29 protein-coding genes and 2 pseudogenes are annotated in these 24239 nt (G+C 61.6%); 14 read left to right on the top strand and 17 right to left on the bottom strand.

Going from position 1 to position 24239, the window contains the following annotated elements; translation table 11 throughout:
• Window positions 1–107: 107 nt before the first annotated feature.
• The 3 genes from CXY72_RS02390 to CXY72_RS02380 form a co-directional block, all read right to left on the bottom strand.
• A complete protein-coding gene (locus CXY72_RS02390; RefSeq protein ID WP_104126121.1) occupies window positions 108–692 on the bottom strand; it encodes a heme-binding protein in 585 nt (194 codons plus the stop codon).
• Between the two features lie 107 nt (window positions 693–799).
• Window positions 800–1063, bottom strand: coding sequence for a hypothetical protein (locus tag CXY72_RS02385; RefSeq protein WP_199183918.1), 264 nt, complete (start codon window positions 1061–1063; stop codon window positions 800–802).
• A 4-nt stretch (window positions 1064–1067) separates the two neighbouring features.
• Window positions 1068–1559 carry a GNAT family N-acetyltransferase gene (locus CXY72_RS02380; RefSeq protein ID WP_199183917.1) on the bottom strand — a complete coding sequence of 164 codons (492 nt, stop codon included), beginning with the start codon at window positions 1557–1559 and terminating at the stop codon, window positions 1068–1070.
• 124 nt (window positions 1560–1683) lie between these two features.
• Here CXY72_RS02380 and CXY72_RS02375 point away from each other — a divergent pair.
• Window positions 1684–2436: pseudogene (locus CXY72_RS02375) on the top strand (ABC transporter ATP-binding protein).
• Window positions 2433–3166, top strand: a pseudogene (locus CXY72_RS02370) (ABC transporter permease). Before CXY72_RS02375 ends, CXY72_RS02370 begins: the two co-directional pseudogenes overlap by 4 nt.
• Before the next feature lie 5 nt (window positions 3167–3171).
• Here CXY72_RS02370 and CXY72_RS02365 read toward each other — a convergent pair.
• A complete protein-coding gene (locus tag CXY72_RS02365) occupies window positions 3172–4620 on the bottom strand; it encodes a glycoside hydrolase family 1 protein (protein ID WP_104126119.1) in 1449 nt (482 codons plus the stop codon).
• 175 nt (window positions 4621–4795) lie between these two features.
• Between CXY72_RS02365 and CXY72_RS02360 the strand changes: the two genes are divergently transcribed.
• The 3 genes from CXY72_RS02360 to CXY72_RS02350 are packed head-to-tail and all read left to right on the top strand — an operon-like array spanning window position 4796 to window position 8629.
• A complete protein-coding gene (locus tag CXY72_RS02360) occupies window positions 4796–7087 on the top strand; it encodes a hypothetical protein (protein ID WP_104126118.1) in 2292 nt (763 codons plus the stop codon).
• A gap of 26 nt (window positions 7088–7113) precedes the next feature.
• Entirely contained in the window at window positions 7114–8040 is a 927-nt protein-coding gene (locus tag CXY72_RS02355) for a Ppx/GppA phosphatase family protein (protein WP_104126117.1), read from the top strand.
• Window positions 8041–8077: 37 nt separating this feature from the next.
• Window positions 8078–8629, top strand: a complete 552-nt coding sequence (locus CXY72_RS02350; protein ID WP_104126116.1) for a dihydrofolate reductase family protein — start codon at window positions 8078–8080, stop codon at window positions 8627–8629.
• 90 nt (window positions 8630–8719) lie between these two features.
• Here the strand turns inward: CXY72_RS02350 and CXY72_RS02345 are convergent, their stop codons facing one another.
• A complete protein-coding gene (locus tag CXY72_RS02345) occupies window positions 8720–9061 on the bottom strand; it encodes a DUF3140 domain-containing protein (protein ID WP_104126115.1) in 342 nt (113 codons plus the stop codon).
• Between the two features lie 188 nt (window positions 9062–9249).
• On the opposite strand from CXY72_RS02345, the gene CXY72_RS19740 reads away from it, so the two are divergent.
• Together CXY72_RS19740 and CXY72_RS20515 are read left to right on the top strand one after the other, a co-directional pair.
• Window positions 9250–9459, top strand: a complete 210-nt coding sequence (locus tag CXY72_RS19740; protein ID WP_146071025.1) for a hypothetical protein — start codon at window positions 9250–9252, stop codon at window positions 9457–9459.
• Complete coding sequence (locus tag CXY72_RS20515) at window positions 9456–9761, top strand: FCD domain-containing protein (RefSeq protein WP_370446194.1); 306 nt, start codon at window positions 9456–9458, stop codon at window positions 9759–9761. The genes CXY72_RS19740 and CXY72_RS20515 overlap by 4 nt, the downstream gene beginning before the upstream one ends.
• Window positions 9762–10027: 266 nt before the next feature.
• Here the strand turns inward: CXY72_RS20515 and CXY72_RS02335 are convergent, their stop codons facing one another.
• Together CXY72_RS02335 and CXY72_RS02330 are read right to left on the bottom strand one after the other, a co-directional pair.
• Window positions 10028–10666, bottom strand: a complete 639-nt coding sequence (locus CXY72_RS02335; RefSeq protein WP_104126113.1) for a hypothetical protein — start codon at window positions 10664–10666, stop codon at window positions 10028–10030.
• Between the two features lie 28 nt (window positions 10667–10694).
• A complete protein-coding gene (locus tag CXY72_RS02330) occupies window positions 10695–11189 on the bottom strand; it encodes a helix-turn-helix domain-containing protein (RefSeq protein WP_104126112.1) in 495 nt (164 codons plus the stop codon).
• Window positions 11190–11419: 230 nt separating this feature from the next.
• Between CXY72_RS02330 and CXY72_RS02325 the strand changes: the two genes are divergently transcribed.
• Window positions 11420–11740, top strand: coding sequence for a hypothetical protein (locus CXY72_RS02325; protein ID WP_233197615.1), 321 nt, complete (start codon window positions 11420–11422; stop codon window positions 11738–11740).
• Here the strand turns inward: CXY72_RS02325 and CXY72_RS02320 are convergent.
• The 5 genes from CXY72_RS02320 to CXY72_RS02300 all read right to left on the bottom strand — a co-directional run bounded on the left by CXY72_RS02320 (window position 11638) and on the right by CXY72_RS02300 (window position 14686).
• Window positions 11638–12060 carry an HIT family protein gene (locus CXY72_RS02320; RefSeq protein WP_104126110.1) on the bottom strand — a complete coding sequence of 141 codons (423 nt, stop codon included), beginning with the start codon at window positions 12058–12060 and terminating at the stop codon, window positions 11638–11640. The genes CXY72_RS02325 and CXY72_RS02320 overlap by 103 nt on opposite strands.
• Window positions 12061–12347: 287 nt before the next feature.
• On the bottom strand, window positions 12348–12749 hold the full coding sequence (locus tag CXY72_RS02315) for a hypothetical protein (RefSeq protein WP_104126109.1): 402 nt from the start codon (window positions 12747–12749) through the stop codon (window positions 12348–12350).
• A 317-nt stretch (window positions 12750–13066) separates the two neighbouring features.
• Complete coding sequence (locus tag CXY72_RS02310) at window positions 13067–13879, bottom strand: arginase family protein (protein ID WP_104126108.1); 813 nt, start codon at window positions 13877–13879, stop codon at window positions 13067–13069.
• Window positions 13869–14228: a GNAT family N-acetyltransferase gene (locus CXY72_RS02305; protein ID WP_370446193.1), complete on the bottom strand. Its 360-nt coding sequence runs from the start codon at window positions 14226–14228 to the stop codon at window positions 13869–13871. The genes CXY72_RS02310 and CXY72_RS02305 overlap by 11 nt, the downstream gene beginning before the upstream one ends.
• Before the next feature lie 41 nt (window positions 14229–14269).
• Window positions 14270–14686: a RidA family protein gene (locus tag CXY72_RS02300; protein WP_104126106.1), complete on the bottom strand. Its 417-nt coding sequence runs from the start codon at window positions 14684–14686 to the stop codon at window positions 14270–14272.
• 301 nt (window positions 14687–14987) lie between these two features.
• Here CXY72_RS02300 and CXY72_RS02295 point away from each other — a divergent pair, with 301 nt between their 5' ends.
• From CXY72_RS02295 to CXY72_RS02285, 3 genes are all read left to right on the top strand, one after another.
• A complete protein-coding gene (locus CXY72_RS02295; RefSeq protein WP_104126105.1) occupies window positions 14988–15260 on the top strand; it encodes a hypothetical protein in 273 nt (90 codons plus the stop codon).
• Between the two features lie 139 nt (window positions 15261–15399).
• A complete protein-coding gene (locus tag CXY72_RS19130; protein WP_146071024.1) occupies window positions 15400–15933 on the top strand; it encodes a hypothetical protein in 534 nt (177 codons plus the stop codon).
• Window positions 15934–15936: 3 nt separating this feature from the next.
• Entirely contained in the window at window positions 15937–16743 is an 807-nt protein-coding gene (locus tag CXY72_RS02285; protein ID WP_146071023.1) for a hypothetical protein, read from the top strand.
• A gap of 626 nt (window positions 16744–17369) precedes the next feature.
• Here CXY72_RS02285 and CXY72_RS02275 read toward each other — a convergent pair.
• The 4 genes from CXY72_RS02275 to CXY72_RS02260 form a co-directional block, all read right to left on the bottom strand.
• Window positions 17370–17579: a hypothetical protein gene (locus tag CXY72_RS02275; protein WP_104126101.1), complete on the bottom strand. Its 210-nt coding sequence runs from the start codon at window positions 17577–17579 to the stop codon at window positions 17370–17372.
• Window positions 17580–17781: 202 nt separating this feature from the next.
• Window positions 17782–18261, bottom strand: coding sequence for a tetratricopeptide repeat protein (locus tag CXY72_RS02270; protein WP_233197614.1), 480 nt, complete (start codon window positions 18259–18261; stop codon window positions 17782–17784).
• A 203-nt stretch (window positions 18262–18464) separates the two neighbouring features.
• Window positions 18465–18791: a transcriptional regulator gene (locus CXY72_RS02265; protein WP_104126100.1), complete on the bottom strand. Its 327-nt coding sequence runs from the start codon at window positions 18789–18791 to the stop codon at window positions 18465–18467.
• Between the two features lie 2 nt (window positions 18792–18793).
• Entirely contained in the window at window positions 18794–19174 is a 381-nt protein-coding gene (locus tag CXY72_RS02260) for a hypothetical protein (RefSeq protein ID WP_146071022.1), read from the bottom strand.
• Window positions 19175–19244: 70 nt separating this feature from the next.
• On the opposite strand from CXY72_RS02260, the gene CXY72_RS02255 reads away from it, so the two are divergent.
• Window positions 19245–19724, top strand: coding sequence for a hypothetical protein (locus CXY72_RS02255; protein WP_104126098.1), 480 nt, complete (start codon window positions 19245–19247; stop codon window positions 19722–19724).
• 453 nt (window positions 19725–20177) lie between these two features.
• On the opposite strand, the gene CXY72_RS02250 is transcribed toward CXY72_RS02255, so the two are convergent.
• Window positions 20178–21338 carry an acyltransferase gene (locus tag CXY72_RS02250; protein WP_104126097.1) on the bottom strand — a complete coding sequence of 387 codons (1161 nt, stop codon included), beginning with the start codon at window positions 21336–21338 and terminating at the stop codon, window positions 20178–20180.
• 97 nt (window positions 21339–21435) lie between these two features.
• On the opposite strand from CXY72_RS02250, the gene CXY72_RS02245 reads away from it, so the two are divergent.
• Entirely contained in the window at window positions 21436–21780 is a 345-nt protein-coding gene (locus CXY72_RS02245; RefSeq protein ID WP_104126096.1) for a PadR family transcriptional regulator, read from the top strand.
• Window positions 21777–24044: a hypothetical protein gene (locus CXY72_RS02240; protein ID WP_104126095.1), complete on the top strand. Its 2268-nt coding sequence runs from the start codon at window positions 21777–21779 to the stop codon at window positions 24042–24044. Before CXY72_RS02245 ends, CXY72_RS02240 begins: the two co-directional genes overlap by 4 nt.
• Window positions 24045–24239: the final 195 nt, after the last annotated feature.

Genomic DNA, 24239 nt, shown 5'->3' with positions numbered 1-24239 from the left:
TACCTGCTTATACTAACGGCGACCCCGGAGGCTCCCACCCGCCTCTCATGACACTCCTAGCAAGCTCAAGGCGCACAGGGATCCCGCGACAGCAGGGTGAGCGCTGGTCAGCCGGGCTCTTCGACGTCGAGTAAAATCTCGTTGCGGCGCAGGAACGATGGCTTGAACGGCGGATCGAATCGTGCGAATCTCGGTGAGCCCAAGGCGCTGAAACCGGCGGCGGCGAGCGCCCCGCTTAACTGGTCAAGATGCTGTTCATAACGAGTCTGACTCCAGCGTCCGCTGAAGCGAAGTACACCGGCCAGGCTCGCGGGTACCGTGCGCAGGTGCACGGCGGGGTCCGTGGGTTCCGGCGCTGTTTGGGCCGTCAGGCCTTTGGGAAGCACGAAAGCGACCCGGAATCGTTCACCGGCTGCTGCGCCAGAGGAATCTTCCACACTCTCCTGCAGCACTGGCGCGGTCATCGCTATCTTTTCTGCGGCATCAGTTTGCACCACCGGCGCCGTCATGGCGACTTTCTGGAGCGAGCGGTTGGCCCCGGTGATGTACGCGAACAAATATCGGAAGGCACGATTACCAGCGTCTTCAAACGGGCCATCGGTAATGACCTCCGCCACCAGATGCGCTGGGTATCGGCGCAACTCGACATCATCGTAACTCTTCACGACTTGATAGGGCTGCTGCTCGGTCATGCACCGAAGCTACTGCAGGTGGCTGGGTTCCCGCTCCCACCTGTGATCAAAGCGCCCGGCAGTCTACCGGGATGACGAGCGTCGGCCCACGGAGGCCTGGAAACGGATCAGGTATCCATCCGGGTCCTGCACGAGAAATTGAGCGACGCCAGACTCTCCAGCGCCCCCGGAAGCCAGTTTCGGCCCGCGCCCCGCTGCTCGATCATCACATGGGCCGCGCCTCGCGCAATGTAGGCAAACCCATCGGCGGGACGGTCATATCGCACCTCGAAACCGCCGAGACCGCACCAGAAATCCACACTCTTCGCAAGCGACGTCACGAGAAGCTCCGGCACGAGGGCAGGTTCCGGTATGCTGCGCGCGATAATCATAGATTCAACGCAATTCTTTTCGGAACCAGTGATTCGCGTACGGGTCGGTGTTGTACGCTTCACCCTCGATGAAACCGACCGAGGCATAGAGGCTGCGCGCCTCGATGAGGTCAGTTCGCGTATCCAACCGCAGTGCCGTGAGCCCCAGCGCGCGAGATTCACTTTCCAGATTCTGCATGAGGAGTCGGCCCACCCCCTGACCTCGGGCAGTTGGTTCGACGAAGACCCTGGTCACCTCGCCGATATCGCCAGGGCGAATGCGCATTCCGGCACAGCCGAGCACGGCGTGCCCCTGGCGGGCGAGCAACAGCAGCCCGGTTGGTGCAACGAGGTCGTCGCTTGGGTACCCCGCCTGGGCGGCGAGAATTTCCTGCTGCAGTGCAGGTCGCCCGTGGTAACGACTCACGATGTCGTCGTAGTAGCGAAGCGACACGCTCTCAGCTTCAGCGGATGCCGGCGCCGCGGCAGACACAAGGATCGGCAGCACTGGCATCATGCATTCCACACTAGTTCGAGATCAGTTTTGGTCACGCAGATCGCCGCGCACTGAGTGTTCGAGTGGCAACAAAATCACCGATTATGGACTTGACGGGGCGGGTACCACGGCGAAGAGTTCGGTCATGGCGAACAAGTCCGCCCCCGCGGTCGACGCGACCGATCTGCATGTGCGACGAGGCAAGCATCCGGTGCTGCACGGGTTGTCGGTGAGTATTCCCCGCGGAGTCGTGGTGGGGCTGCTCGGCCCAAGCGGATGCGGCAAAACCACGCTCCTGAGAACAATCGTCGGCGTGCAGGTCGTACAGTCCGGCACCGTGATGGTGCTCGGCCGGGAGGCTGGATCGGCATCGCTGCGCCACCGGGTGGGTTATGTGACGCAGGATGCCAGCGTGTATGACGACCTCACCGTGCGGCAGAACCTGCAGTATTATCGGGCTGTTCTCGGCGCTCCGCGCAGCGACGTCGACCGGGTGCTGGCCCTGACAGATCTCACGAGTCAGGCGCGGCAGCTGGTGGGATCGCTGTCCGGCGGGCAGCGCAGCCGGGTGTCGTTGGCTGGTGCTCTGCTCGGCTCCCCCGACCTGCTCGTGCTCGACGAACCGACCGTGGGCCTCGACCCGCTGTTGCGGGTCGAACTGTGGACCTTGTTTCATCAGCTCGCCGTCTCGGGAACGAGCCTGCTCGTATCCAGCCACGTGATGGACTAAGCCAGCCGCTGTGACCGCCTTTTGCTCATGCGGGACGGTGAGATTCTGGCCGATGACACCCCCGCCGGGTTGCCGGTTTCAACCGGAGCCAGCGATACCGAGGGGGCCTTCCTAGCGCTGATCGCGCGGCATCCGCCCAAAGACACGACCAACGGGATCGCCTCGTGAACCCACAACGCACCCTCGCGACCGCCGGCCGGGTGCTCAACCAGGTGCGACACGACCCGCGCACGATCGTGCTGTTGCTCGTAGTGCCGAGCCTTCTGATCGGGCTGTTGGCCTGGATTTTCTCCGACACGCCCGTGTTCTCCACGATCGGGCCGGGCATGATCGCGCTGTTCCCGTTTATCGTGATGTTTCTCGTTACGAGCATCACGACCTGCGTGAGCGTCGCACCGGCACGCTCGAGCGCCTGCTGTCGATGCCGCTCGGCAAGGGCGATCTCATTCTCGGTTACACGCTCGCTTTCGGGCTGCTCGCGGTGGCGCAATCGGCTCTCGCTGTGGGGTTCGCGGTGTGGGTGTGCGGGCTGACGATCAGCGGATCGATCTGGCTGTTGCTCGCCGTCGCTGTAGCAGATGCGGTACTCGGCACGACGCTCGGCCTACTCGCGAGCGCGTTCGCGCGCACGGAGTTTCAGGTCGTGCACTTCATGCCGGCGCTCGTGTTTTCGCAGATTCTGCTCGGCGGCATCTTTCTTCCGCGCGACCAACTACCCGAGGTGCTGCGCTACATCAGTGACTGGCTGCCGCTGTCCCACGCGATCGACGCATTGCAGGCGGTCGCGACCGATTCGCAGGACGCCTCCTACATCGGCGGGGAGTTGCTGATCATGGCCGCCTGGATCGCGGGTGCCGTGGTGTTCGGCTCGGTGACGCTGCGGCGGCGCACGCCGTAGCTGAGCTACCGATTGGCCAGGGCATGCTGCAGCCAGCGGTAGCTCAGCTTGGGAGTGCGCGTGCGGGGGTCGTTAACGAAGTCAACGTGCACGAGGCCGGTGGGCTGGGTGTAGCCGCAATCCCACTCGAACGCGTCGAGCAGTGACCAGAACGTGATGCCGGCAAGGTCGATGGGCGCGGCGGCGTCGAGGGCGGCCAGAAGGTGCTCGGCCAGGTAGTCAACGCGGGCTGTGTCGTTCACGTTGTGGCGGGCATCCGCATGGTCAGCGAAGGCGCCGCCGGCCAACGAGAGATAGACCGGCGGGAGGTCGGGGTAACGCTCAGCCAGTTCGACGAGCGCCACGGCCACGTATTCCGGGGCGTTGACAGCACCGGCCGAGGTGGTGGGGTGTTCTCGAAACGGCTCAAGGTGAAACGGCCACGACGTGGTGGGAATCAACTGGCCGTCGGGCGCTTTCAGCACCGTCGGACCGGCGGCAACACGGGCGGGCTCGGTGTAGCTCACGCCGTAGAAGTCCAGCGGCTGGTGGATCGTGCGCAGGTCGTCGGGGTCGGCCTCGAGCAGGGTTCGTAGTTCGAGCGCGAATGGTTCAAGCGGGTCAGGGTAGTGGCCGAGCAGCACGGGGTCGGCGAACAGGCGGTTGGTCAGCAGATCGTGGAGCGCGGCGTACGAGCGGTCCTGGTCGCGGTCGGTTGCGCACTGTACCGGCGTGTGGGAGTTGATCAGGCCGATACGGCCGCGCACATCGGCGGCGCGCAGGGCCTGCACGGCGAGTCCATGCCCGACCAGCTGGTGGTGCGCCGTCGGCAACGCGTCGAAGAGCAGGGTACGGCCGGGCGCGTGGGTGCCCAGCGCGTAGCCCTTCACGGTGACCGTGGCCGGCTCAGCAAGGGTCACCCAGGCGTCGATGCGGTCGCCGAACGCCTCCGCCACCGTGTGGGCATAGTCGGCGAACCGACCGGCGGTGTCGCGGTTCAGCCAGCCGCCGCGCAGGGCTGCTGGCAGGTCCCAGTGTGAGAGCGTGGCGGTCGAACGGATGCCGTCGGCCAGCAACGCGTCGAGCAAACGGTCATAGAACGCGAGTCCGTTTCGGTTGAGGGCGCCACGGCCCTCCGGCTGCAACCGGGTCCAGCCAAAAGAGAACGCATAGCAATCGACGCCGAGCTCGCGCAGCAGAGCGGTGTCAGCGGCGGAGTTCTTCACATGGTCGGCCGAGACGGAGGCGTTCGAACCGTCGCGAATGCGCCCGGCAACCTGGCTGAAGGCGTCCCAGACGCTGTCACCGCGACCGCCATCACGGGCAGCGCCCTCGATCTGAAAGGCTGAGCTCGCCACGGCCACCTCGAACCCGGTCGGCAGGCGATCACCGAGCTCAGCAGCGCGGTGCTCCCAATCGCGGGCAGCGACAGCGCGATTCGATGGTGCTGCCGGCGTACGAGGCGTGGGATTCATGGCGGCGAGACTCTTTTCGGCGGGTGATGCGGAGCATCCGCTTCGTATAAAGGGTGTCACGTTTAGAGCCGGGTGGAAACGCCTCGAAGAGTTCCTCCGGTTTGTTACCGTAATCCGGGCGGAAGAGGTTGACTTTCTCACCGTCTGCCCCTCAAATTGGGGTAGGGGGTTAGTTGTGTCCGAATCGGCTCGAATCGCAATCCGGGGCAAAACGGTGCGCCCGCGACAGTCCCGCAGCGTCGCGGCCATCGTCGCCCTCCTGCTCGCCTGCGGCCTGGCCCTGGCGACACCCGCACCCTCGACGGCGCAGGCCGACGAGGCCACGGCTCCAGCTCCAGCTAGCGGGCAGCAAACGACGCCCGACGCGACCCCCGCGGCCGCCGAGGAACCGATCCCAAACACGACGACCACCTCCGCGCCGATCCCTCGGATCGAGACCCCGAGCATCGGGCAATTCATCAGCAGTAACCGCACCACTGTTTCGGGGTCGAAAGCTGCCGACCAGGAGATTCAGTTGCTGTCACCGCGCGGCGGAGACCCGCTGTGCATCGTCGACGACTCATCGACCTCATGGAGCTGCGGCAACGTCTACCTGCCGAACGGCCCCAACATCACCCTGCGCGTTGTGGTGACCGGTGTTCCCAGCCTGAGTGACGACATTGCCGTCGCCGTACTCGGCGCCCCAACGGTGCTCGGCGGCCTGACCGGGTTGGAATCCAACGGCTGGGTGCGCGGGACCGGTCACCCGCAGGCCACCGTGACGGCATCCTTGCCAAATGATGTCACCTGCTCCAGTCAGGTCGACGGTTCCGGTGCCTGGGCCTGCCTGTTCTCCGGCACGCTCACGAACGGCAGCCAGGACGTCACCGCCAGCCAGATTTCAACGTTCAGCAGCCCGTCAACGTCGAACGCGAGCGCGCCGGTGACAATCGTGTTCGATATCGCCGCACCGGATGCCCCGATCGTCACGGCTCCCAGCGCCGGAACGCAGGTTTTGGTCGCCGGCACCCAATACTCCGGAACCGGAGAAACCGGTGCCACCGTCACGGTGTTCGCCGGCGCCTATTCGGTGTGTTCTGCACCCGTGACCGGCGGAACGTGGACCTGCTCGGCTGGCGGCGTGGCCGCCGGGTCTTACTCGGTCATCGCCGTGCAGAAAGATGACGCCGGCAACGTCGGTCCGGGCAGCGCTCCCCTGTCGATCAGCTACGTCGCCGAGACGACAGCGGCCCCGACGCCGTCTGAGTCAGCCCCGGCAACGCCACCGGTCACGCCGACACCGAGCGCGGCGACACCGGGCGCGGCGGCCTCGCCGCCACCAGACGGTTCCGTTGCCGTGCCCGGAGCTCCTCCACAGCCTTCACAGCCTTCACAGCCTTCGCCCAGCGCGGCGCCGGGTACCAACGCGCCCGACCCGGAAGCTGCGGAACCGAAGCGCAATGGTGACACGGCATCCGTTTTCCCCGGCCAGTGGAATGACCCGACCCGGTTTGCTGCGGCCATCGGTCCGACCGGCAACGACTCTCCGTTTCTCTGGTTGCAGGCCGGACTGCTCGCCGTCGGCGCGCTGCTGTTGATCGCGGTGCCGCTTCGAATGCTCGCGGGCGCCATTTCTCGCACCCGCGGCGGCCGACCGCTTCGGGCGCTGCCGTCATTAGCGGGACGAAACCGAGTGCGTGAAGAGTTCGAGGTCGCACCGACGATAAACCCCAGCCGATGGCTGCGCGGTGGCACGGCTTTGTTGGCCGCCGCGACCTTTGTCATGCTGTCAGGTCCCGTTGTCGACCAGCCGGCCTACCTGCGCCTGCTCGTCGCCGTGATCATCGGGCTGGTCCTGGTCAACGCGGTGGCCATTCTGGTTCCGCTCTGGTGGAGTTCGCGCGTGTTGCGCCAGAACGCAACAGCCACTTTTTTGCCGCGTTACCTGCTGATCATCGCGGCCGCCGCGATCGCCTCCCGAATGTTCGACGTGCATCCCGCCCTATTGTTCGGGCTGCTGGGCAGTATCACCCTCTCGGCCACAACGGATGCCTCGGGCCAGGCTGGCCCGCAGCCCACGGGCGCGCAGCGCGGCCAGCTCGCCGCGGTCCGGGTGGGCGCGCTCACAGCCTTCGCCGTTCTCGCCTGGTTCCTCGGGTCGCTAATGCCTGGCGCCACTGATTTCACCACGTCGCTCGCCGCGGAGACCATCAACACGATCGTGCTCGCTGCCATCGGCTCAGCTGTGCTGATTCTGGTGCCGATCGGCCACACCAGCGGTCGCCGTATCCTGGCCTGGTCGCCTCCGCTGTGGGCAGGTCTGACCGTCATCACCTATGGCATGCTGTTCGCGGCGCTCGCCCCCGTGATTGAGCAGCTCGGGAACGACAGCAGCGGGATGACACTCTGGATCGCTGCCGCTACCTTCGCAGCGCTGTGCGCGAGCGCGTGGGTCTGGCAGCGCTTCGTCGCCCCGACACAGCGTTAGCTCGCTGCAGGCGGTATCGTACACATGTGCGCCTTGGAGTCCTCGATGTCGGTTCGAATACCGTCCACCTGCTGGTTGTCGACGCGCACGAAGGGGCCCCGCCCGTGCCGATGGCCGCCGATAAGAGCGTGCTGCGCCTCATGCGCTACATCACGCCCGAGGGTGCCATCAACGATGAGGGTGTCGCTGCGGTTCTAAAATCTGTGCAGCATGCAGCGGATGTTGCCCAGCAGCACAACATCGACGAACTGCTGCCGTTCGCCACCTCGGCGCTGCGTGAGGCGACCAACGGTCCAGAGCTGCTCGACCAAGTAGAACAAGAAACCGGTGTGTCCCTGCAGGTGTTGTCGGGTGAGGACGAGGCCCGGCTAACTTTTTTGGCCGTGCGACGCTGGTACGGCTGGTCGGCCGGCAATATTCTTCTGTTCGACATCGGCGGCGGGTCGCTGGAGATCGCCGCCGGCGGAGCTGAGTTTCCCGAGGTCGCCCTGTCCCTGCCGCTGGGTGCCGGGCGCAGCACCGTCGGATTTCTGCATCACGATCCTCCGCTGCCGAACGAGGTGACTGCGTTGCGCAAGCACGCAGCATCCGTTTTACACGATGTCGTCGGAGCGTTCGCGCATCTGCCGGCACCACACCACATTGTCGGGTCGTCAAAAGCGATTCGGTCGCTGGCCCGCTTGGCCGGGTCGACCTCGGACGGTGTCGGAGCCGCTGACCGGCTGCGCCTCAGCCGTACCGAACTCGATGACTGGGTGCCGCGTCTCGCCCGCATTCCCGCCGAAGCCCGCCCGGCGCTGCCCGGCATCACCGCCGATCGCACCTTTCAGATCGTGGCCGGCGGCATTGTGCTCAGCGCGGCGATGGCCGCGTTCGGGGCTGCAGAACTCGAGGTGTCGCCGTGGGCACTGCGCGAGGGCGTTATTCTGCGCTACCTCGACCGTCTGCGCTGATTGGTACTAGCATTCGACCGACCTTGGGAGAACTCTGATGCGAAAACTGACTGCCGGCCTATTCATGTCTCTCGATGGCGTGGTCGAGTCGCCGAACCTCTGGCAGTTCGACAGCTTTGACGAGGAGCTGGGTGTCGAAATGACCGCCATGATGAGCCGCGTCGACACGGTTCTGCTCGGGCGAGTCGGCTATGAGGAATGGGCCGGCTACTGGCCCGGTACCGAGAACGATGACCCGTTCGGAGCATTCATCAATGCGGTGCAAAAATTCGTCGCCTCGCGCACACTGACCGGCGACCTGGCCTGGCAGAATTCAACGCTGGTCACCGGCGACCTCACCGAATTCGTGACCGACCTGAAGCGCACAGAGGGCGGTGAGATCTCCCTGATCGGCGGTATCTCTTTGGTGCGGCAGCTCTTGTTTGCCGGGCTGCTCGACTCGCTCTCACTTATGACACACCCGGTAGTCGCAGGAGGGGGACGTCATTTGTTCGAGCCGACCGACCCGGTGACTCGGCTGACGCTTCAGTCATCTGTGATGACGAGTAATGGCAACGCCCTGCTCACCTACGGCCCGCGCAGGGACTGATTTGGTGCTGCCCAGATCTGGCTGATGGGCCGACATCATGACCGACCACCCCACGCCGATCGACCGCTGCTCCCTCCGGAACTCTGAGACCTATTTCAGCGGATCGTTTCCCCAGTTCATGAGCGAATAGCGCCACCGTGAGTGCTCGACATCGGACTCTGGTCCCTGGGCTCCATGCCGCTTCACGTAGCCGACCACCTTATGCATGTGTTCAATATCAGAGGCGGTCAGATCGGCTTTCTTCTTTCCAAGAATCGTCACGATCCTGCGGCCAGACCTATGCCCGATGGACTCTCCACTGCCATCGTCTTTCTGGCCGACCTCCCGCGATTCGTCGGTGTCGAGCCACGACGTGATCTCACTGGCGGTCATCGTGACCGCCTTTTTCCAGTCATCCCAGACCGCATCGACATCGTTCGCTTTGTCTACCATGAATCAATCATTGCGGTCGTGGTGCACGGCAACAAGGGGTGCTTCAGGCTTCGGTTTGATCTTTTTAACGCAGGGTCCAGTTTCACGAGGAGTCGAGTTAATCCGTCATCCGCACGAATGTCCGGCACGTTTCGACCCAACACAGCTCGGTAGTAGACCGACCGTTGTGATACCCCGTTCGTGCGGTCATGGAATACCGTGAAGCGGTCGAAGCGGTCGAAGCGGCCGCGATCACGCTGGTGATCGAGCGTGTCGTTGAGGATGAACTGACCGCTCTGCGTTCCATCATTGCGTCATCCCCGGGAAAGAAAACGAAGAGACTGGGCTTCGAGATGGCGGAGACTTCCACGTGGCGCCCTCGCGGTTGTCCCGCAACAAATTTTTCGCTGCTGCGATGAATGGGGCGCTCACCCGGCTCAGCCGTACCCGCTGGCTCGAAGTCCGCACGGCCGAGTCTCGCGCACACGCCCGCACGGAACATTTGGAGATCATCGCAGCCGTCCAATCGAGAGATGCAGCACGGGCAGCGGCACTTGTTCTATCCCACAGCCGAGGAACCCGCGTCCGGCTGCTGAACCACTTGTCCGAGGAGCGTCGCCGACTCCGCGCACGAGGATATTCGATCATTGAATCCTCCGAAAGCCCGTCGCCACTCAGCCCAGTCGCGAGTCGATCGCCGACCGTGGCCTTGGGGACGTGAGTGATTGTGCGCGGTGTCATCCAGTCATTGAATCGGAGGATCGGAGCGCCACGCACGTTCATAGCGCCCGCAAGCAGAACGCTAAACGACGCCGAGCATGTCGAGTACGCGCGGGTCGGTCTTCTCGGTGCCGGCCGGCGGTCGCTGGTGCTGTTAGACAGGGCTTATGAACATTGATCCTGCGACAGTGGCGAATATCGAGCGAAAGAGGCGTCTCTAGCCGTTGATACGGTGATCGGCGGGAGAGACATCTCGATCTCTGTCGCTCATTGCCAGGCGAGTGTGAACCAGGCGATGGCGCCGATATACCCAACGAGAGTGATGAGCGCTAACCGGGTTGGCGTGCTGAACGGGTTACGTCTGCTGAACCCGAAGAACGAGTTCGCGTTCAGGAGGTGCAGAAACAAACCCCCGCTGAGCACACCCACATACGCCGTCGGTCGAGCGGTAAGGAGGACGACGGTGGCGAAGAAGATGTACTCGGTGACGAAGGCTGTTCTCGGGTACTGCCACAGTCCGAATCCGAGCTTGTGGTCTTTGCCGCCGAAGCCAAGGACAGGCAGGCCGTGCATGTGCACCACGAGATCGAGGACCCAGTGTGAGATGGCGGCGACCCAGAACAGCATCCCAATCAAAACGCTGTCATAGAGAAGAGCGACGATCGCGGCGGGCACAAGCGTGAACAGGTTGCCGAGCACCAGCGAGTGGGAGAACGGGTAGGACTCGAATCGGATAGAACGTTGCAGTGGGTCGTTCCGCCCCACCGTGACGCGTTCGCGGCCCATGAGGACGAGTACGGGCCACACCAGGTCCGGCCAGGCGACGCCGACAGCGATCGGGATCACCGGCGAGGCCGGCACGAGCGTAACCAACACTGCAGCAGCTGCGTAGTGACCGATATACATGAGATTCCGTCGCGGGCGCGAAAACTGGTCAGTAGTCTGCAGCGGCCCGCGAGGGAAGCGAAAGGGGATATTTCGCATCCAACCGTGGGCCGATGACGATTCGGAAGAGAAAGCCGAAGAGCAACCGGACTCCAGCCCAGTAGGCAGGAATGATGAACCATCCCAGCCACGAAAACGTCCCGGTGAATGCCAGAACGATCGTCGCGAAGGTGACCAGGACTCCGATGCCTTGGAACAGATAAGTGTACGCGTGCGTGATGGAATCACGGCGGGCTTGCTGCGCGCTCGTGCGAGCATCTAACTGTTCCACCGCCTCACCGAAGTCGATGCTCTCAACGCTCACAAAGAGGTCCCTGACAGGTACCTCTAGCGCATTCGCAATCAAAGCCACCGTTTCCACACTGGCATCGTTACCTGCTTCCAACCGTTGGATCGTTCGCCCCGCGACCCCGCTCTCCGCCGCCAGCCGCTCCTGAGTCCATCCGCGGGCCCGACGAAGTTCACCAATGTGTGTCTTGTTCATGCACTCAACCTAGAAGACAACCCGGCCGCCACGCCACGCCAGCACCACGACACCACCACGACACCACCACGACAATCCGACGACAACGTCAGACATGGTGGAACACGATCAAGTTTTGAGCGAGGAACCTCCCAACAAAATGCCCCAGACCGACTGGCGTTAGATCGGCACTGATCTACACCGATTATGGCCTGACCGGAACGAACCGCGCCCGGCCGGGGCTTCGCGAAGTGCTGGCCGCCTGCCGTACTGGGGACACCCTCGTCAATGCCGAACTCGACAGACTCGCACGCGGTCTACATTCCAGCGCGGAATTGGCGGAGCTTTTCAACGCTTTGCGGTCAACCGTTTATCGCCCCACAAGTCAGACGGGAAAGGACGCCCACTTTGCGCAATACGAAATCGTGTCCGGTGGTCGCGTCCAGATTCCGCAGGGAAATCGCACCCGCTACGTCAGCTTGCCAGCGATAACAGCAAGCTCATTCGGGTCACTATCCCGTTTCGTCCAAGAGGGGACCAATTCGTCGCCTTCGGAACGAGGTACGAGGTGAAAATGAGCATGAAACACTGTCTGCCACCCAGCCGATCGGTTGGACTGGAAAACGGTCAGCCCATCGGGTTTTAGGCGATCTTCCAGTCGCCGAGCCACTCGTTGCAAGCCCACTCCGAGACCCGCAGCTATCTCCGGGTTCAGATCCCACAGATACGCCACGTGCTGTTTCGGAACGACAAGGGTATGGCCGGGCGCAGCCGGCGTGATGTTGAGGAAGGCAATCCAGTCGTCATCCTCGTCAATGACGTGATGCGGAAGCGATCCCGTCACAATCCGGCAGAACGGACAATCGACACTTGATGCTTCGATTTCGGTCATCCGCGCCACGATACCGCAGGCTGATGACCCCGCCGATCCATCGACCTAAAGCGTGCGGTTTCAAAGAATTTGATTTCGGAACCGCGTTTTGATGGAGAACACTCCGGTGCGTTACCGTTCCAGCCATCTCGACTCCACCCAGGTTGCATCGAGGCACCGATCAGATACGGCATTCCGAAATCTGAACCCGTAAGCCGAACAGCGACCGGGAACTTCGAGCCGGCCATCGACACCTCTCGCTCCAGTCCCGCAAGTCGAACCTTGACCGGGAACGGGACCCGTAGCAGTCAGTGGTTTGCTGTGACAATGAGGCGATGGTTGTGAACGATGATTATGGCCAGTGTGACGAGAACAACACCGACGACAACGATCACGCTCCATATTCCGAGGGTATTAGTCAGTGCTGCCCCGCCGAAGACAAGGAGTCCTGCGCCAATGCTCCGCATCGCAATGGATCCGGCCGGAATGAGCGCAGGATTCCGATTGAAGGGGATTCTCGTGTCGGGGTTGGCCCGAATAGTACGAATCAAGGATGCGATGAAGAGCACGGCTCCCATCGCTCCCACGACTGCCGCAATCCACCCAAACACATCCATGCCGATAAGCATACTGATGCGGACCTGCGAGTTTTCCTGCTCGGGTTGCTCGGGCTCCCCAACCTCCCGTTGCTCGTTAGCGAAGGTGCTCATCGACCAGGGTAATGCAGCCGGACAGCGTTTCGAAAGCCGTCAAGGCGCGAACGAACGGATCATGAACTTGGTGTGACGATTCCCCACAAAGGGCACTTTCTATCGGAATTTCGATTAATCGGTGAACGCGGAACAGGAGCGCTACGACCGCGCCTGCTCGCCTGCTCCACAGTTGACGTGTGTGCGCTGTTCCCTTCGCGCTTGCCATCAACCTTTCTAGCGACGTTGTGCAGCAAAACCGCTCATCACAGGGTTTTGTTCCGAACCGTTTCGACTGCTTTAAGCAGTGCACAGAAACCGACCATCCGGTGCGGCTTTCAGCGATTGGTGCCCAGAAGCGGGGCAAGTGCGGAGACAAGGCGCTCTGCCTGGGAGTGGGCCAGCTCCGCATCGCCGTGGTCTTCGAATTCACTAATTTCGACACCGACAATGGGATTGTGCGCGAGGCGTGTGGCAACGGCAGTGAGATCATCGAGCGTGAGACCACGAGGCACGCTGTAGTCGGTTGGCATGATTCCGGGATCGAGCACATCGCAATCGAGATGGAAATAGATCGGTCGGTCCGAAACGAGTCGATCGAGCTGCGTGAGCATGTCAGGTCCGGCCGCGAGGGAGATCGTGCCATCGTCGACGTGTGCCTGCTCCGCTGGGTCCAGATCGCGAGTCCCTCCGAGAACTACGTTTCGGGAGTCGAGGCCAGCTCCAAGTCCGGAGTCCCACCAGCCAAGTGACGCACTCAAGGCCAGCCCACCGAGGTAACCAGTTGTGGTGTTCTCCGGGGTGTTCAAATCGGCATGGGCATCAAACCACACCACGACGGCGTCAGGATGCTGTGCGGCAACGTTGGGGAGAGTGGCGATGGCTGCGGCGCACCGCGGCCACGCGAACACAGGATGGCCTCCCAAATTCAGGGCGGCAGCGTGAGCCGCTTGCAACGACCGGAGCCCGGGCAATGCCTCTTTCAACTCGACGTCCCAATTACCGTTAATTACCGGTTCGGGATGCCCGAGGACAGTCGGCTCAATCCCCAGCCAACGACCAAGGGCGGCTCCCACGATGGCAGCGCCCTTCATCCCTCGATCATTATGGTCCCCGATGCGCCCGGTATAAACGAGGACACTACTGCTCATGTTGGATCCATCCCATTCGACCACGCTCAGACGCGCGTATTCCCGACGCTACTGCACGACATATGCAACCTGGCGCCTCAACGTGGGCAACCATCTGCACCCGGCGCCCATATCGGTCAAGCCCAAGTTCACCCTCGATGCCGACAAGGGAACGATGGAATTGCGTTGCTGGTTCTTCCTCCACAAAACCGGCGCTCGCGTAGAACGGAGCGTTCCAAGGGACGTCTGCGTAGGTGCGAAGCGAAATTCGGTGGTAGCCGCGCTTCTGCGCTTGAATTTTAGCGGCCTCGACGAGCGCTCGACCCCAGCCCTTTCGCGCATCCCCCGGTGCTACGGACAGCTGCTCCAAGTGGCAGAGGCCGTCGACCTCGAGAACATGGACAAAGCCGGCTATGTGACCATCGTCGGGCTCGCAGCAACGGCTTCGAACTCAACGAGCTGATCCGTGGAGCCGAGGACGGTGACTCCCCGAAGTGTGCTCGGTACGTCATGCGTGCCAAAGGCCTCGCGAACGACAGCCCCCGCCTTGTTGAGGTCGCTCTGATTGGAGGATGCGACGAGAACTCGCGTGCTCAAAACATCATCGAGTTGGGCACCTGCTGCCTTCAGGGCAATAACGAGGTTTTCCATCGCCTTGCTGGCCTGCGCCGAGTAGTCTCCGACTTCTGCGGTGCTGCCATCAAGATTCAGCGGGCAGGAACCGGCCAGAAAGATAAGGCGCGCGTCAGCGCGAGCTGTTGCCGCGTAGGCATACTGGGCCACGTCGGAAAGCTCAGCTGTGCGGATCAGGCCAACGTTCTGGCACATGCCCTCACTGTCTTGGAGGGTTGGGCCGACTAACCGGGGCAAGGCCAGGCATGCCAGAGGTTCCCGGCCGTCAGGAGGCAATCGCACTCAGCAGGGATGGCGGTTTGATGCTCCGCTACCCCAGAACACATCGCTGCAGGGCCTCCCCATAACGAGCTGATATGTCTACACTGCTCATCGTTTTCATAGTTGACGAAAGATGATTTTCAGATAAACATTAAGGAGTTGAACCGATACGCCTCGTCTTTCTGTGGACCGGCCCGCTTGATTATGAGCGGCCGCAAGTCATCCTGGATTCATAGTGAGCGTTGACACGATTTCTCTGAGCCCGAAAGACGGAACGCACATGGCTATCAGCCTCACCGATCTCGAACTCTCCACCCTCGACAGCCTCATCACCCCTGTCGACCCCAATGACGACTGGATCGTCACGGACGGCGGTTCGGCTATCCGTTGCGACATAGAGCGTATGAGCGAAGAGCTTGCAGAAGTTCCTGTAGAGCAACGATCGGCACAGACGTTGGAGGCCCTTCGGGCCTACCAAGCGGATGCACGTGCCGCCCGATTGAAATGACCCGAACTCTGCTTCGTATTCTCAAATCATCAAGAGCTGGCTGCTACCAGCATCGGTAGACGATCCCGCCACGAGTTCGTTCGTCAAGTCGCTTCCGCTACAAACTGTTCGCCGACCGATTCGTTCTGAGGAAGGTTACATGATAATCGATATTGCAAGCTCCGTATTCGGCGTTATTGGAATCGTTGTTTTCTCTGTCTGGTTTTTACTGACGATCGCATTTCAGAAAAATAATCGGCTCAGCCGGCTAACTACACGGTTTGACCGGTTCACACTCATACCAAAATGGTCATTTTTTACGCCAGATCCCGGCGCGAGTAACTATCACTTTGTTTATCGCAGTCGCGACGATGAAACGGGCGTCAGTCCATGGTTGGAGTTGAATTTATCCCCGAGAGGGATTCTCTTTCCCCTTTGGAACCCGCGAAAACGCTACCGAGAGGACATGATCGAATTGTTTCAGCTGCTGGCGCTTTCCAGTATCAACTGTCCTGCAGAGCGTCTTCAGTTCACCGCGCCATACGTAATCTTGCTTGACGTTGCGCGCAAACGACTCGGAGGTTCGTTGTCGTCGCAGGCGTTTTACCAGTTTGCTTTGGTTGAAACACGCGGTCCGAGCGGAGCTTCTGTGCCACGCGTTCGTTTTTATTCGCTGACTCACCCGGTGTCATAAGCCATGTTGACAATCGAAAGCGCCGCACGAATTACCGCCATCATCGTGAGCATAGGAATTCTTCAAGGTTCTTTACAATTGCTTTTCAGTTTAAAAGAATTCGGCTCGAGCGGGCTGTTTGACTGGAATAGCAGACAGATCCTCGCTAGGTCACACGGTGCGTCACGTGGATGGATGGTCGGGCACAGCGGCTCAGTGTGGCTGCGTATTGTTGTGGTTGCTCGAATCGTCTGTTCCATAGCGCTAATCACTCCGTTTCAAAGCAACCTGCTCTACGCCAGTTACGCAACGATCATTTTGCTATCAAGTCTTTTCCTGGCCTATCAAATTCGCTATGGCAAAGATGGCTCCAATCAAATATCGGTCATCATCCTTGCGGGCTTGGCATTCACCTTCCTGCTCCCAACGTCGAGTCCTTTTCAAGCCGTGGGTTTGTATTTCATCGCGGCGCAGGCTTTGTTGGCATATTTCGCTGCGGGAGTATCGAAGGCATCCAACGCACAGTGGCGTCAAGGGTCAGCGCTGCGAAGCATTCTCAACACCGCTACTTATGGACACTCCACGGCCGCAGCCATACTTCGTAGACGACCTTGGCTGGGAGGCTTCGTCGGATGGTCAGTTATCGTCGTGGAGATCATTTTTCCCGTAGCCCTTGTGGCTCCCCCTGGCGTCCTGGTAGCGCTGCTTTTTGCCGGGGTCATGCTCCATCTCGGAACAGCCGTGCTGATTGGCCTCGACACTTTCTTTTGGGCCTTCACCGCGACATTTCCGGCGATCATCTTCGTGCACGGAGTTCTCCTCGGCAGATAGAACAGCAGTGAAGGGTTAGGACATCTCATCGCTTTTTTCGGTGAAAAGATTCTGTTGGGCCAACTACTCATCCCGGAGTGGTTTCCGATCAAGGCGTTCGTGATGAAGATGATGTGCGACGCAGCTCGCGGTTCCCGTGGTCTCCGTTCTGAGGCCAGCCCGCCGGCTCACACAGGGGACGTTTTGCGGTACTCGGTGGGAGATGGAGTTTGTGCCATTTCCAACCAGGGTCATTCTGATCGCGGAGTATGGCCAGTTGCTGCCGCTTTGGGACAAGTCCCCCTCTCCTGATATGTGGTTCGGGCCTTTTGAACTCGGGGCACTCGGACTCTCGAAAAAGCTTGAAACACGACTCGTCCGCTGGAGCGTGCCCTTCGAAACACTCATGGGGTTTAATCTCGAGTGGCCGTCACCAAAAGAGCACCTTGCGTTCGTCGTTGACGGCTACCTGCTCGCCGCAGACGCTCAGCGAGAGTTTGGTCCGCGCGTCGTCGTTCTCTATTTGGACTCAGACGAGGAGCGCTCTCGGGTGCCGCAGCTGCACCGGCCCGCAGTTCCGGCTACAGTTCGCCCGCATCGTCTTGCACGATTTCTCGCACGGTGCCCGGCTTGAGGAGGGCCAACTGCTACGCAATGCGCACCGTCTTGTCGGAATCCCCGGCGTGCTGCTCCACGGCCAGCTCGACCTCGGCGGCCCCGTCGATGTGCCCTGGCTGCTGACGCAGGCCTGGCCCGATGCGACCCTGCACGTGATTGGTGCAAGTGGACACCAAGGCCATGATGAAATGACTGAGCGGATGCTCGCGGCCGGCCGCCGCTTCGCCGACGCGCCCCAATCAGCGACGTGCCAGGGTCTCAATCACCGCCGCCGGCATTATTCGGAGCACCTCCACCGAGAAACGGCGCCAGTGATCCGGCACCTTATATTCATTCCCGATAGGGGAACGGTGGTGGCGGAGGCCGGAGCGAAGAAAAACGCCCCGCACGCCCAACCCTCGCCGGGACGGTTGGATCTCTGTCCACCGGGAGCGCAGGCGGCTACTTGGAGTCGACAATCGCGTCAGCGTAGTGGTCAATCGCACCGCTATAGAGGGGCAGGGTCTTTCCCAAAGCCTTGAGGGCGACTCGTAAAGCATCGCCGGGCCGCCCAGCGTCGAAGAGCGCTAAAGCCAGAAAAGCTTCGTGGGCGTCGCCGACCGTTGCGTTCTGTTTCAGGCCTTCGAGAATCCTGACCGCTTCGGTGGTCTCACCGACGTTGCGAAGTGAGCTGGCCAGCTGAATTTGAGCTTGAGAGTTGCGGACAGGATCGAGACCAAGTTTCAGCGCACGGCGGTATAACGAAATCGCATCCGCTTCCCGTCCCAGAAAGTCATGCACCGACGCCCACTCGAAGATGGCGGCCGGATCATCGTCACGTCGCTCTGCGATCAGGGCCTGCATAGAGTCGAAAGTGAACTCCTGGTCGGCGCCATTGGCGTCAAGCCAGAATGTTCTAATCCGTTCTTCCCAGTCATTCACGGGCCTAGTTTGGCAGACTGCAGAACTGCTTGAGCACTGCCCGGACGGGGAGCCCCAGACGAGACCATGACCAACCGAGGTCCAAGTGTGACACTCACCCAGAAAATCGACGAAAAAACTTCGCGTCTAGAGAAGGGAACGCTGTGCGGGGCGATCAGAGCAACTGTGAAAATAGGATGAGCGCTACGGCGGCTTTTCAACTTTTATAGTTCGGAAATCTGGTCGACAGTCGTGTCTACCTCACCCATATTCGCGGTGAGTTCTCGCAAGGCTTCAATATGGCCTCGGTAGGCTTTTCGGCCCTTCACGGTCAGAGTGAGAGACGTCCTGACATGGGAATTAATCACGGTCTTCACAACGTCGACGTAGCCTGCTTCACTGAGCGGCTTGACGTGCTTGCTGAGGACGGAATCGCTCACGCTCAACAAGTCTCTGATTACGGAGAAGTCGGCGCTCACAACTGCCGAGAGGGCGGCCGTGATGCGAAGCCGGTTGGGCGCGTGAATTACGTCATCGAATGCGGCGTGCATGCTTATTTTCCTGCCACTGTGCTGGGTAGGTTTCTTTCCCACCACCATGGGATCACCACCATGATGGCGGGAAGTGCAAGGGCTAGCGCCGCGATGGCCCAGACGTTATCCGTATAGGTCCCGATGAGAAGCCCGCCGATCGGAAACATGACCATAACTGCGACGAGAACCAGGCGTCCGGCTACGTGCTGACCAGGCTGAGCGATCAGCCGGCGAGGTCCAGAGCGCTGGAACAGCCAGACAGAGGTGACAATGGCGACGAACGCGCCGACGCTGACGGCGAATGTCCAGGGTTCAGGCAGGAGAACGGCGGCCGTGACAGCGCCACTCGCGACACCGCCGGTGGCAATGAACGGTCTAATCGAACGGGCACGCTGTCGCATCGCGTCCTCCGCGGCACGCGCAGATATCAAGGCATCATGTGCAGAAACAGGGATTTGATCTTCATTGAGCATGTGCACTCCATTTTCTGGTAAGGACTTTCCGTTTCAGAAAACATACCATTTTCCGAGACGGAAAGTACCTGTCGACGCGGCCAACATCGTCATCCCCGACGGTGTCATCGGCACGACCGAGCTCACCATAGCCTCGGGAGACAACACCATCGCCGGAATCGCTGTGATCACTGCGGGAAACGGCGGGTTCGACGTGGCGCTGGAGGACTTCCGCTTGAACGTTTCCGGAGTCGTAACTGCAAACGGTCGGGACCGCGTCGGCGAGGTGGTTCAGGCTGGAAGCCTGGTCCTTGGCTCCGATATCCCGATCGGTAACGAGATCGGCAGACTCGTGATCACCGACACGATCCACCGCCGACTCCTCGGCGAGAGAGCTTATGAAAACACACCAACCGCTTTCGTTCCCGTCCCGAAAGACGAACGCTGGCCGGTCACCGGTCACCGATCCCGTCCGGCGTTCCATCGCTGGGCCCGATAGCGTTGAATTCTGGGTGGATGGTTTTGTTGCTAACCGGCGAGGCGCGTCTGTATCGGCCCGCATTCAGCGTGCAGGCGACATCTGCGACTACGGACTCCAACATCGCCATTTCCTCGGTCGACCAGACGCGCGTCGGCGATGACTTCGACCTTGCTGCTGAAGCCCAGCCAGCGAACCGCCTTCACATCCTGAACGCCCTCGGAATGCGATCCGTGGCAGTGGACCTCCCCGCATCGTTGCCTGGCATCATCGTCGGCGATGGGACGCTCGACCAGGTGACTCTCAACTTTCCCGCACGGGGAACCCTGAGCAAGACAATTCGACCGTGGGGTGTTCCGAGTACCTCGTCGACCCGTTCCTCGGGACCTAGCGGGAATGCGCCGGCACCGCAGCGCAGATCACCGCGTTCCCGGCCGCTATCGAGCTCTCTGATGCCCGGTTACTCGTGCCCGTCTACCCACTTTTCCCCCTATTACCTTCGTCTACTTCTACGTGCCAACGCGGATGCCACGCCGGGACAGGATGGGTTCTGCTTGTTGTCACCGCGAAGGTGAGCGCCCTCCGTTCGATCAGATGCCAGGAGATGAAGGCCAGCGGTAGTGTAAACACGAATACGAGAATGAGATTCAACGCGAGTGGCACATGTCCGAAGTAATGAAGGACGAGTTGCTGCACGGGGAACGCCCACAGGTAGATTCCATAGGAAAGGTCCCCAAACCGCGCGGCCGATCGCAGACCTGGAGTTGTCGAGCGCCCTAACAGGATGAGCAGTCCAGGAAGCGTGACCCACGCGCCAAGGATTGCCCCCGACGGAAGCGCGATCGCGATCCCGAGCCACACGACGAGACCGGCAATGGTCATGCTCGCGAGCGTGCGCACGCTGGGCTTGACCGCGCGCAGGATGGCCCCGACGGCGAAGAAGACGACCATGGATGCGGCTGGCTTGAGCCCGTCAAGTGGCGACTCCTCTGGTGCGAATGTGGCGGCGGCGCAGAGGGCGGCGAGGATCGCGAATATTACGTATCCGCGCTGCCGCAACGCGAGGCCGGCACCTAGAACGACGAGATAACAGATGAACTCGACTCCGAGGCTCCAGAGCGAACCGTTCACGGCTCTGCTGGCGTGGACAGCATCCCCGAACACGCCAGGAAGGAAGTACTGGGCATCCAGCGTGATGGAGAGAAGGTATTGATACGTCTGCGGATTCTGAAAGTATTCCAGCCCTGCATTCGTGACCAATGGGCCCAAGAGGAACACAGTGACTAGCACCACGGCGATAAGGCCTGGAAAGATTCGCAGACAGCGGTTGCGCAGAAAGCCGCCGGCGCACGGCCGCCGGAGCCAGCTTCCCTCCACAAGATACCCGCTGACGCAGAAGAATACGGCGACTCCGAGTGTGTGAATGGGAATGCCGACGAACCGGGGCACCGGGAAATGTGCGGTGAGCACGAAGGCGTGCCCGATCAGAACGAGTAGCGCTCCGAGCAGGCGTACGAAGTCAAAATTGTTGTTGTGGACCCGACCTGACCGCAGCACACGCCATGTCGCACTGGGGCGTGGCACATCGCGGTCAGCCGTCGTCGCCGTCGCCGTCGCCGTCGCCGGGAATATCATAGTCAGATGGTCGCAATATCATGTCGATCATCGTATAAGGATCCGCCGATCAAGTCAAGTGACCGCTATATATCGAGGTTCGTACTATGCTGCTGCTATGGCTGATTCAGAAATGCGCGAACCGACGTTCTTTGTACTCGCCGCCCTTGCCGATCGGCGCAAGCACGGATACGCACTTATTACTGATGCCGAGCAGTTGTCAGAGGGGCGAGTGCACCTTAAGGTCGGAACGCTGTACGCAGCCCTTGATCGCCTCAAGCAGCAGGGTCTGGTCACTGGCGCCGGTGAAGAAGTTGTCGACGGCCGGCTCAGGCGTTATTACGAGCTGACGGATGATGGAGCCTCGGCGTTGCGGGCCGAGGTTGCCAGGATGCAGGCCAACGCCGAGCAGGCGTTGTCGCGTCTTCGCTTGCGTCCGGCACTGATGGCTGCACACGGATGAGCACCCCGCCGGCGGACCTGGAGGCCGCGTATCGCGCAACGTTGCGCTGGTATCCGCGCGGGTGGCGCGTTGACAATGAGGACGCTGTCGTTGGAACCCTCCTCGACGTCGCGGACGCGGAGCATCGGACACGCCCACAGGTGGCCGAGCTGCTGAATCTCGCCGTGTGCGGTCTGTTGCGGCGAATCGACCCGGTGCTGCCGGCGCGGGCGCGGGAGGTGGCATCCGCTGTGGCGTTCGCGTGTGGTACGGCGCTGTCGCTCACGATCTTGCTCGTGTCCTATCTTGGTCCGCTCGCCAGACAGATTGTCCCGCCGTGGTGGGTTGGCCCGTCGGATCCGGCTGGGGCCCTGCCCTATGCGCTCTGGCTGATTGCGTGTGTCTTCGCCGTGGCCGGCCACCGTCGCACGGCCCGTTGGTCGATGGTTGCCGTGCTCGCCAGCGTGGTCGCGCTGGCCGTCGTGCGCTCGACGACGCAAGCGACGTACTCACTGCCGAGCTGGATCGCGCTGGCTTTTATGGTGTCCCTCGCGGTTATGGCGCTCATCGCCTCGCCCCTCGTCTGGCGGGGTACCCGCGGTGTTGCCTCCATCGCCGCGCTCGCGTTCGCCGTCTTCGCTGGCGGCGTCGCAGTCGCGGGCGGTTTCGGCGGCCGGTATTACCCTGAGCGGTGGGTCTTCGAGACGGTCCTTTCCCCAAGTAATGTCGGCGTAGCGCTGGTGTTCGCGCTGGCGACGGTAGGAATCCTGGCCGCGTTGCGCTTGAAGGTCGCGGCGGCAGGGCTTGCCGCTGCCACACTGCCGTGGGCCGTGCTCTGGTTTGCCGGATATTTTGCCGAGGACGTCGTTGGTTCCCTCGTCTCGGCCTCTGTCCTGGCCGGGCTGACTGTCGTTGCTGCGAGTGCCGTCGCACTGTGGGCGTGGCTTCTTCGTAGCGGCATCGCCGTACCCCGGCGTCTCGCCCGCATGGTGAGCGCACCGGCCGTCTGGACCGCGCCGATACTGATCGCTCTCATGGTGTGGGGCACTCGAACTGCGAACGCAACCTGGACGACCCTGCCGTACTGGAACGCCGTGGTCTCCGTCGCTTGCTACGGTCTTCCCATCGCAGTGCTGACCGCGGCGGTCGTCACCACATGGGAGTCGAGCCGAATGCGACGTTACGCCAGCACGGATCAACCGGTTCCCGCAACGGCATATCTCGCCCGGCTGTCGCGACGGGTGTGGCCGACGTTAGTGGGATCGATCGCCGGTTATTTGGTGACGCTGGCGCTCCTCGTACAAAACAGCGGAGTCCCCAAGGCGGGCACTCCGAACCTGTTGGTGCCGGCCGCATCCCTGGCCGTGTTGCTGTCGGCGTTCGCGTTCGGAGCGCTGCTCGGCCGACTCTCCCACACCGCAATTGCCGTGCCTACCGCGCTGGTAGCCAGCTACCTCTGGTTCGCCTTGCCGTCGGCGCAGGGTGCCAGCAACCCATCCTGGCTCAACATCACTGGTTTTGGGCTTCCCCAATCCTCGTTCGATTTCTCCTTTGTTCCCGCCACCGGGGCGCTGCTAGCGCCTGTTCTTCTCTCGGTGGCCATCGTCGCCACCTTCGCCCTGGTGCTGGTTCTGCGCCGCGCCGTGCTCGGATACGCCGCAGGAGCCGTGCTTGTGACTGCGGCCATGCTGGTGGGGAACGTACTCGTTGCCGGCATCGGACAGGCTCCATACGCGCCGCGACCGGAGGCCGAACTCGTCTGCTCCGGCGACGCAACCGCTGTCTGTCTCTGGCCCGAACAAGACGCAGTTGACGGCGCGCGCATCCGGAACGCGGTAGTCGAAGCACGAGTCCAAGCGAGCAAGACTGGTCTCACCCTACCCGACCGCGTCGAAGCGTCGTCGTCGGCCTTCACCTCACACCGCAACGCTGATGTGAGCTATATCACATCCCTTCCGGGACCGGGAGCATCCACACAGCAGATCAAGACCGCATACGCTACTGGTCTTCTGGAGTCGATCTCCTGCGGCGACGCTACCCAAACTGCAGACGCTGCCTGGCAAGCGCTGCGGGCTCAGTACGCCCTCACGATGCTCGTAGGTGCCGGAACGACGGCGCTCCTGCAGAAATCCACGCCCTTGTTCGCTCCGAACGACGGCGAGCTGACATCGCTCTCCGCAGCACGCCAAGCCCTAGACGTAGGATCGATCGACAACGCCCGAAAGGTACTCAACTCGTGGCGGAGCGAAACGAAAAAGCTCTGCAACTCGCGTCCCGCCGCTTGAACGCCAACTCGACACGATTCGCCCGTCGCTCGCAGCCGGAACGCTCCACGGACTGTTTCGAGGTGGTCCAAGCGCACGAGGGTTCCTTGCGAGCGTCGAGTTTCGACGAGGCCGTGTTAACGCCAACTGAAAATGGGGCCATTTGTGCCAACTGAAAACAGGGCCACTTTCGTGTGGTTCTAGTGTGCCGTACTT

Source organism: Cryobacterium sp. Y57, assembly GCF_002929505.1.
Classification (GTDB): Bacteria; Actinomycetota; Actinomycetes; order Actinomycetales; family Microbacteriaceae; genus Cryobacterium.
Note: the sequence above shows the minus strand (reverse complement) of the source record. Positions and strands in the feature narration are given on the sequence as shown.

Bases quoted from the DNA above. Each gene is read 5' to 3' on its own strand.
- CXY72_RS02315 (WP_104126109.1), bottom strand. From the start codon at position 12,749: ATGAGCACCTTCGCTAACGAGCAACGGGAGGTTGGGGAGCCCGAGCAA.
- CXY72_RS02365 (WP_104126119.1), bottom strand. From the start codon at position 4,620: ATGAATCCCACGCCTCGTACGCCGGCAGCACCATCGAATCGCGCTGTC.
- CXY72_RS02260 (WP_146071022.1), bottom strand. From the start codon at position 19,174: ATGCGACAGCGTGCCCGTTCGATTAGACCGTTCATTGCCACCGGCGGT.
- CXY72_RS02245 (WP_104126096.1), top strand. From the start codon at position 21,436: ATGGCTGATTCAGAAATGCGCGAACCGACGTTCTTTGTACTCGCCGCC.
- CXY72_RS02240 (WP_104126095.1), top strand. From the start codon at position 21,777: ATGAGCACCCCGCCGGCGGACCTGGAGGCCGCGTATCGCGCAACGTTG.
- CXY72_RS02380 (WP_199183917.1), bottom strand. From the start codon at position 1,559: ATGATGCCAGTGCTGCCGATCCTTGTGTCTGCCGCGGCGCCGGCATCC.
- CXY72_RS02390 (WP_104126121.1), bottom strand. From the start codon at position 692: ATGACCGAGCAGCAGCCCTATCAAGTCGTGAAGAGTTACGATGATGTC.
- CXY72_RS02345 (WP_104126115.1), bottom strand. From the start codon at position 9,061: ATGGTAGACAAAGCGAACGATGTCGATGCGGTCTGGGATGACTGGAAA.
- CXY72_RS02385 (WP_199183918.1), bottom strand. From the start codon at position 1,063: ATGATTATCGCGCGCAGCATACCGGAACCTGCCCTCGTGCCGGAGCTT.
- CXY72_RS02310 (WP_104126108.1), bottom strand. From the start codon at position 13,879: ATGAGCAGTAGTGTCCTCGTTTATACCGGGCGCATCGGGGACCATAAT.
- CXY72_RS20515 (WP_370446194.1), top strand. From the start codon at position 9,456: ATGAATGGGGCGCTCACCCGGCTCAGCCGTACCCGCTGGCTCGAAGTC.
- CXY72_RS02335 (WP_104126113.1), bottom strand. From the start codon at position 10,666: ATGTATATCGGTCACTACGCAGCTGCTGCAGTGTTGGTTACGCTCGTG.
- CXY72_RS02330 (WP_104126112.1), bottom strand. From the start codon at position 11,189: ATGAACAAGACACACATTGGTGAACTTCGTCGGGCCCGCGGATGGACT.
- CXY72_RS19130 (WP_146071024.1), top strand. From the start codon at position 15,400: ATGATAATCGATATTGCAAGCTCCGTATTCGGCGTTATTGGAATCGTT.
- CXY72_RS02250 (WP_104126097.1), bottom strand. From the start codon at position 21,338: ATGATATTCCCGGCGACGGCGACGGCGACGGCGACGACGGCTGACCGC.
- CXY72_RS02255 (WP_104126098.1), top strand. From the start codon at position 19,245: ATGTGCACTCCATTTTCTGGTAAGGACTTTCCGTTTCAGAAAACATAC.
- CXY72_RS02320 (WP_104126110.1), bottom strand. From the start codon at position 12,060: ATGACCGAAATCGAAGCATCAAGTGTCGATTGTCCGTTCTGCCGGATT.
- CXY72_RS02300 (WP_104126106.1), bottom strand. From the start codon at position 14,686: ATGTGCCAGAACGTTGGCCTGATCCGCACAGCTGAGCTTTCCGACGTG.
- CXY72_RS19740 (WP_146071025.1), top strand. From the start codon at position 9,250: ATGGAATACCGTGAAGCGGTCGAAGCGGTCGAAGCGGCCGCGATCACG.
- CXY72_RS02265 (WP_104126100.1), bottom strand. From the start codon at position 18,791: ATGCACGCCGCATTCGATGACGTAATTCACGCGCCCAACCGGCTTCGC.
- CXY72_RS02285 (WP_146071023.1), top strand. From the start codon at position 15,937: ATGTTGACAATCGAAAGCGCCGCACGAATTACCGCCATCATCGTGAGC.
- CXY72_RS02350 (WP_104126116.1), top strand. From the start codon at position 8,078: ATGCGAAAACTGACTGCCGGCCTATTCATGTCTCTCGATGGCGTGGTC.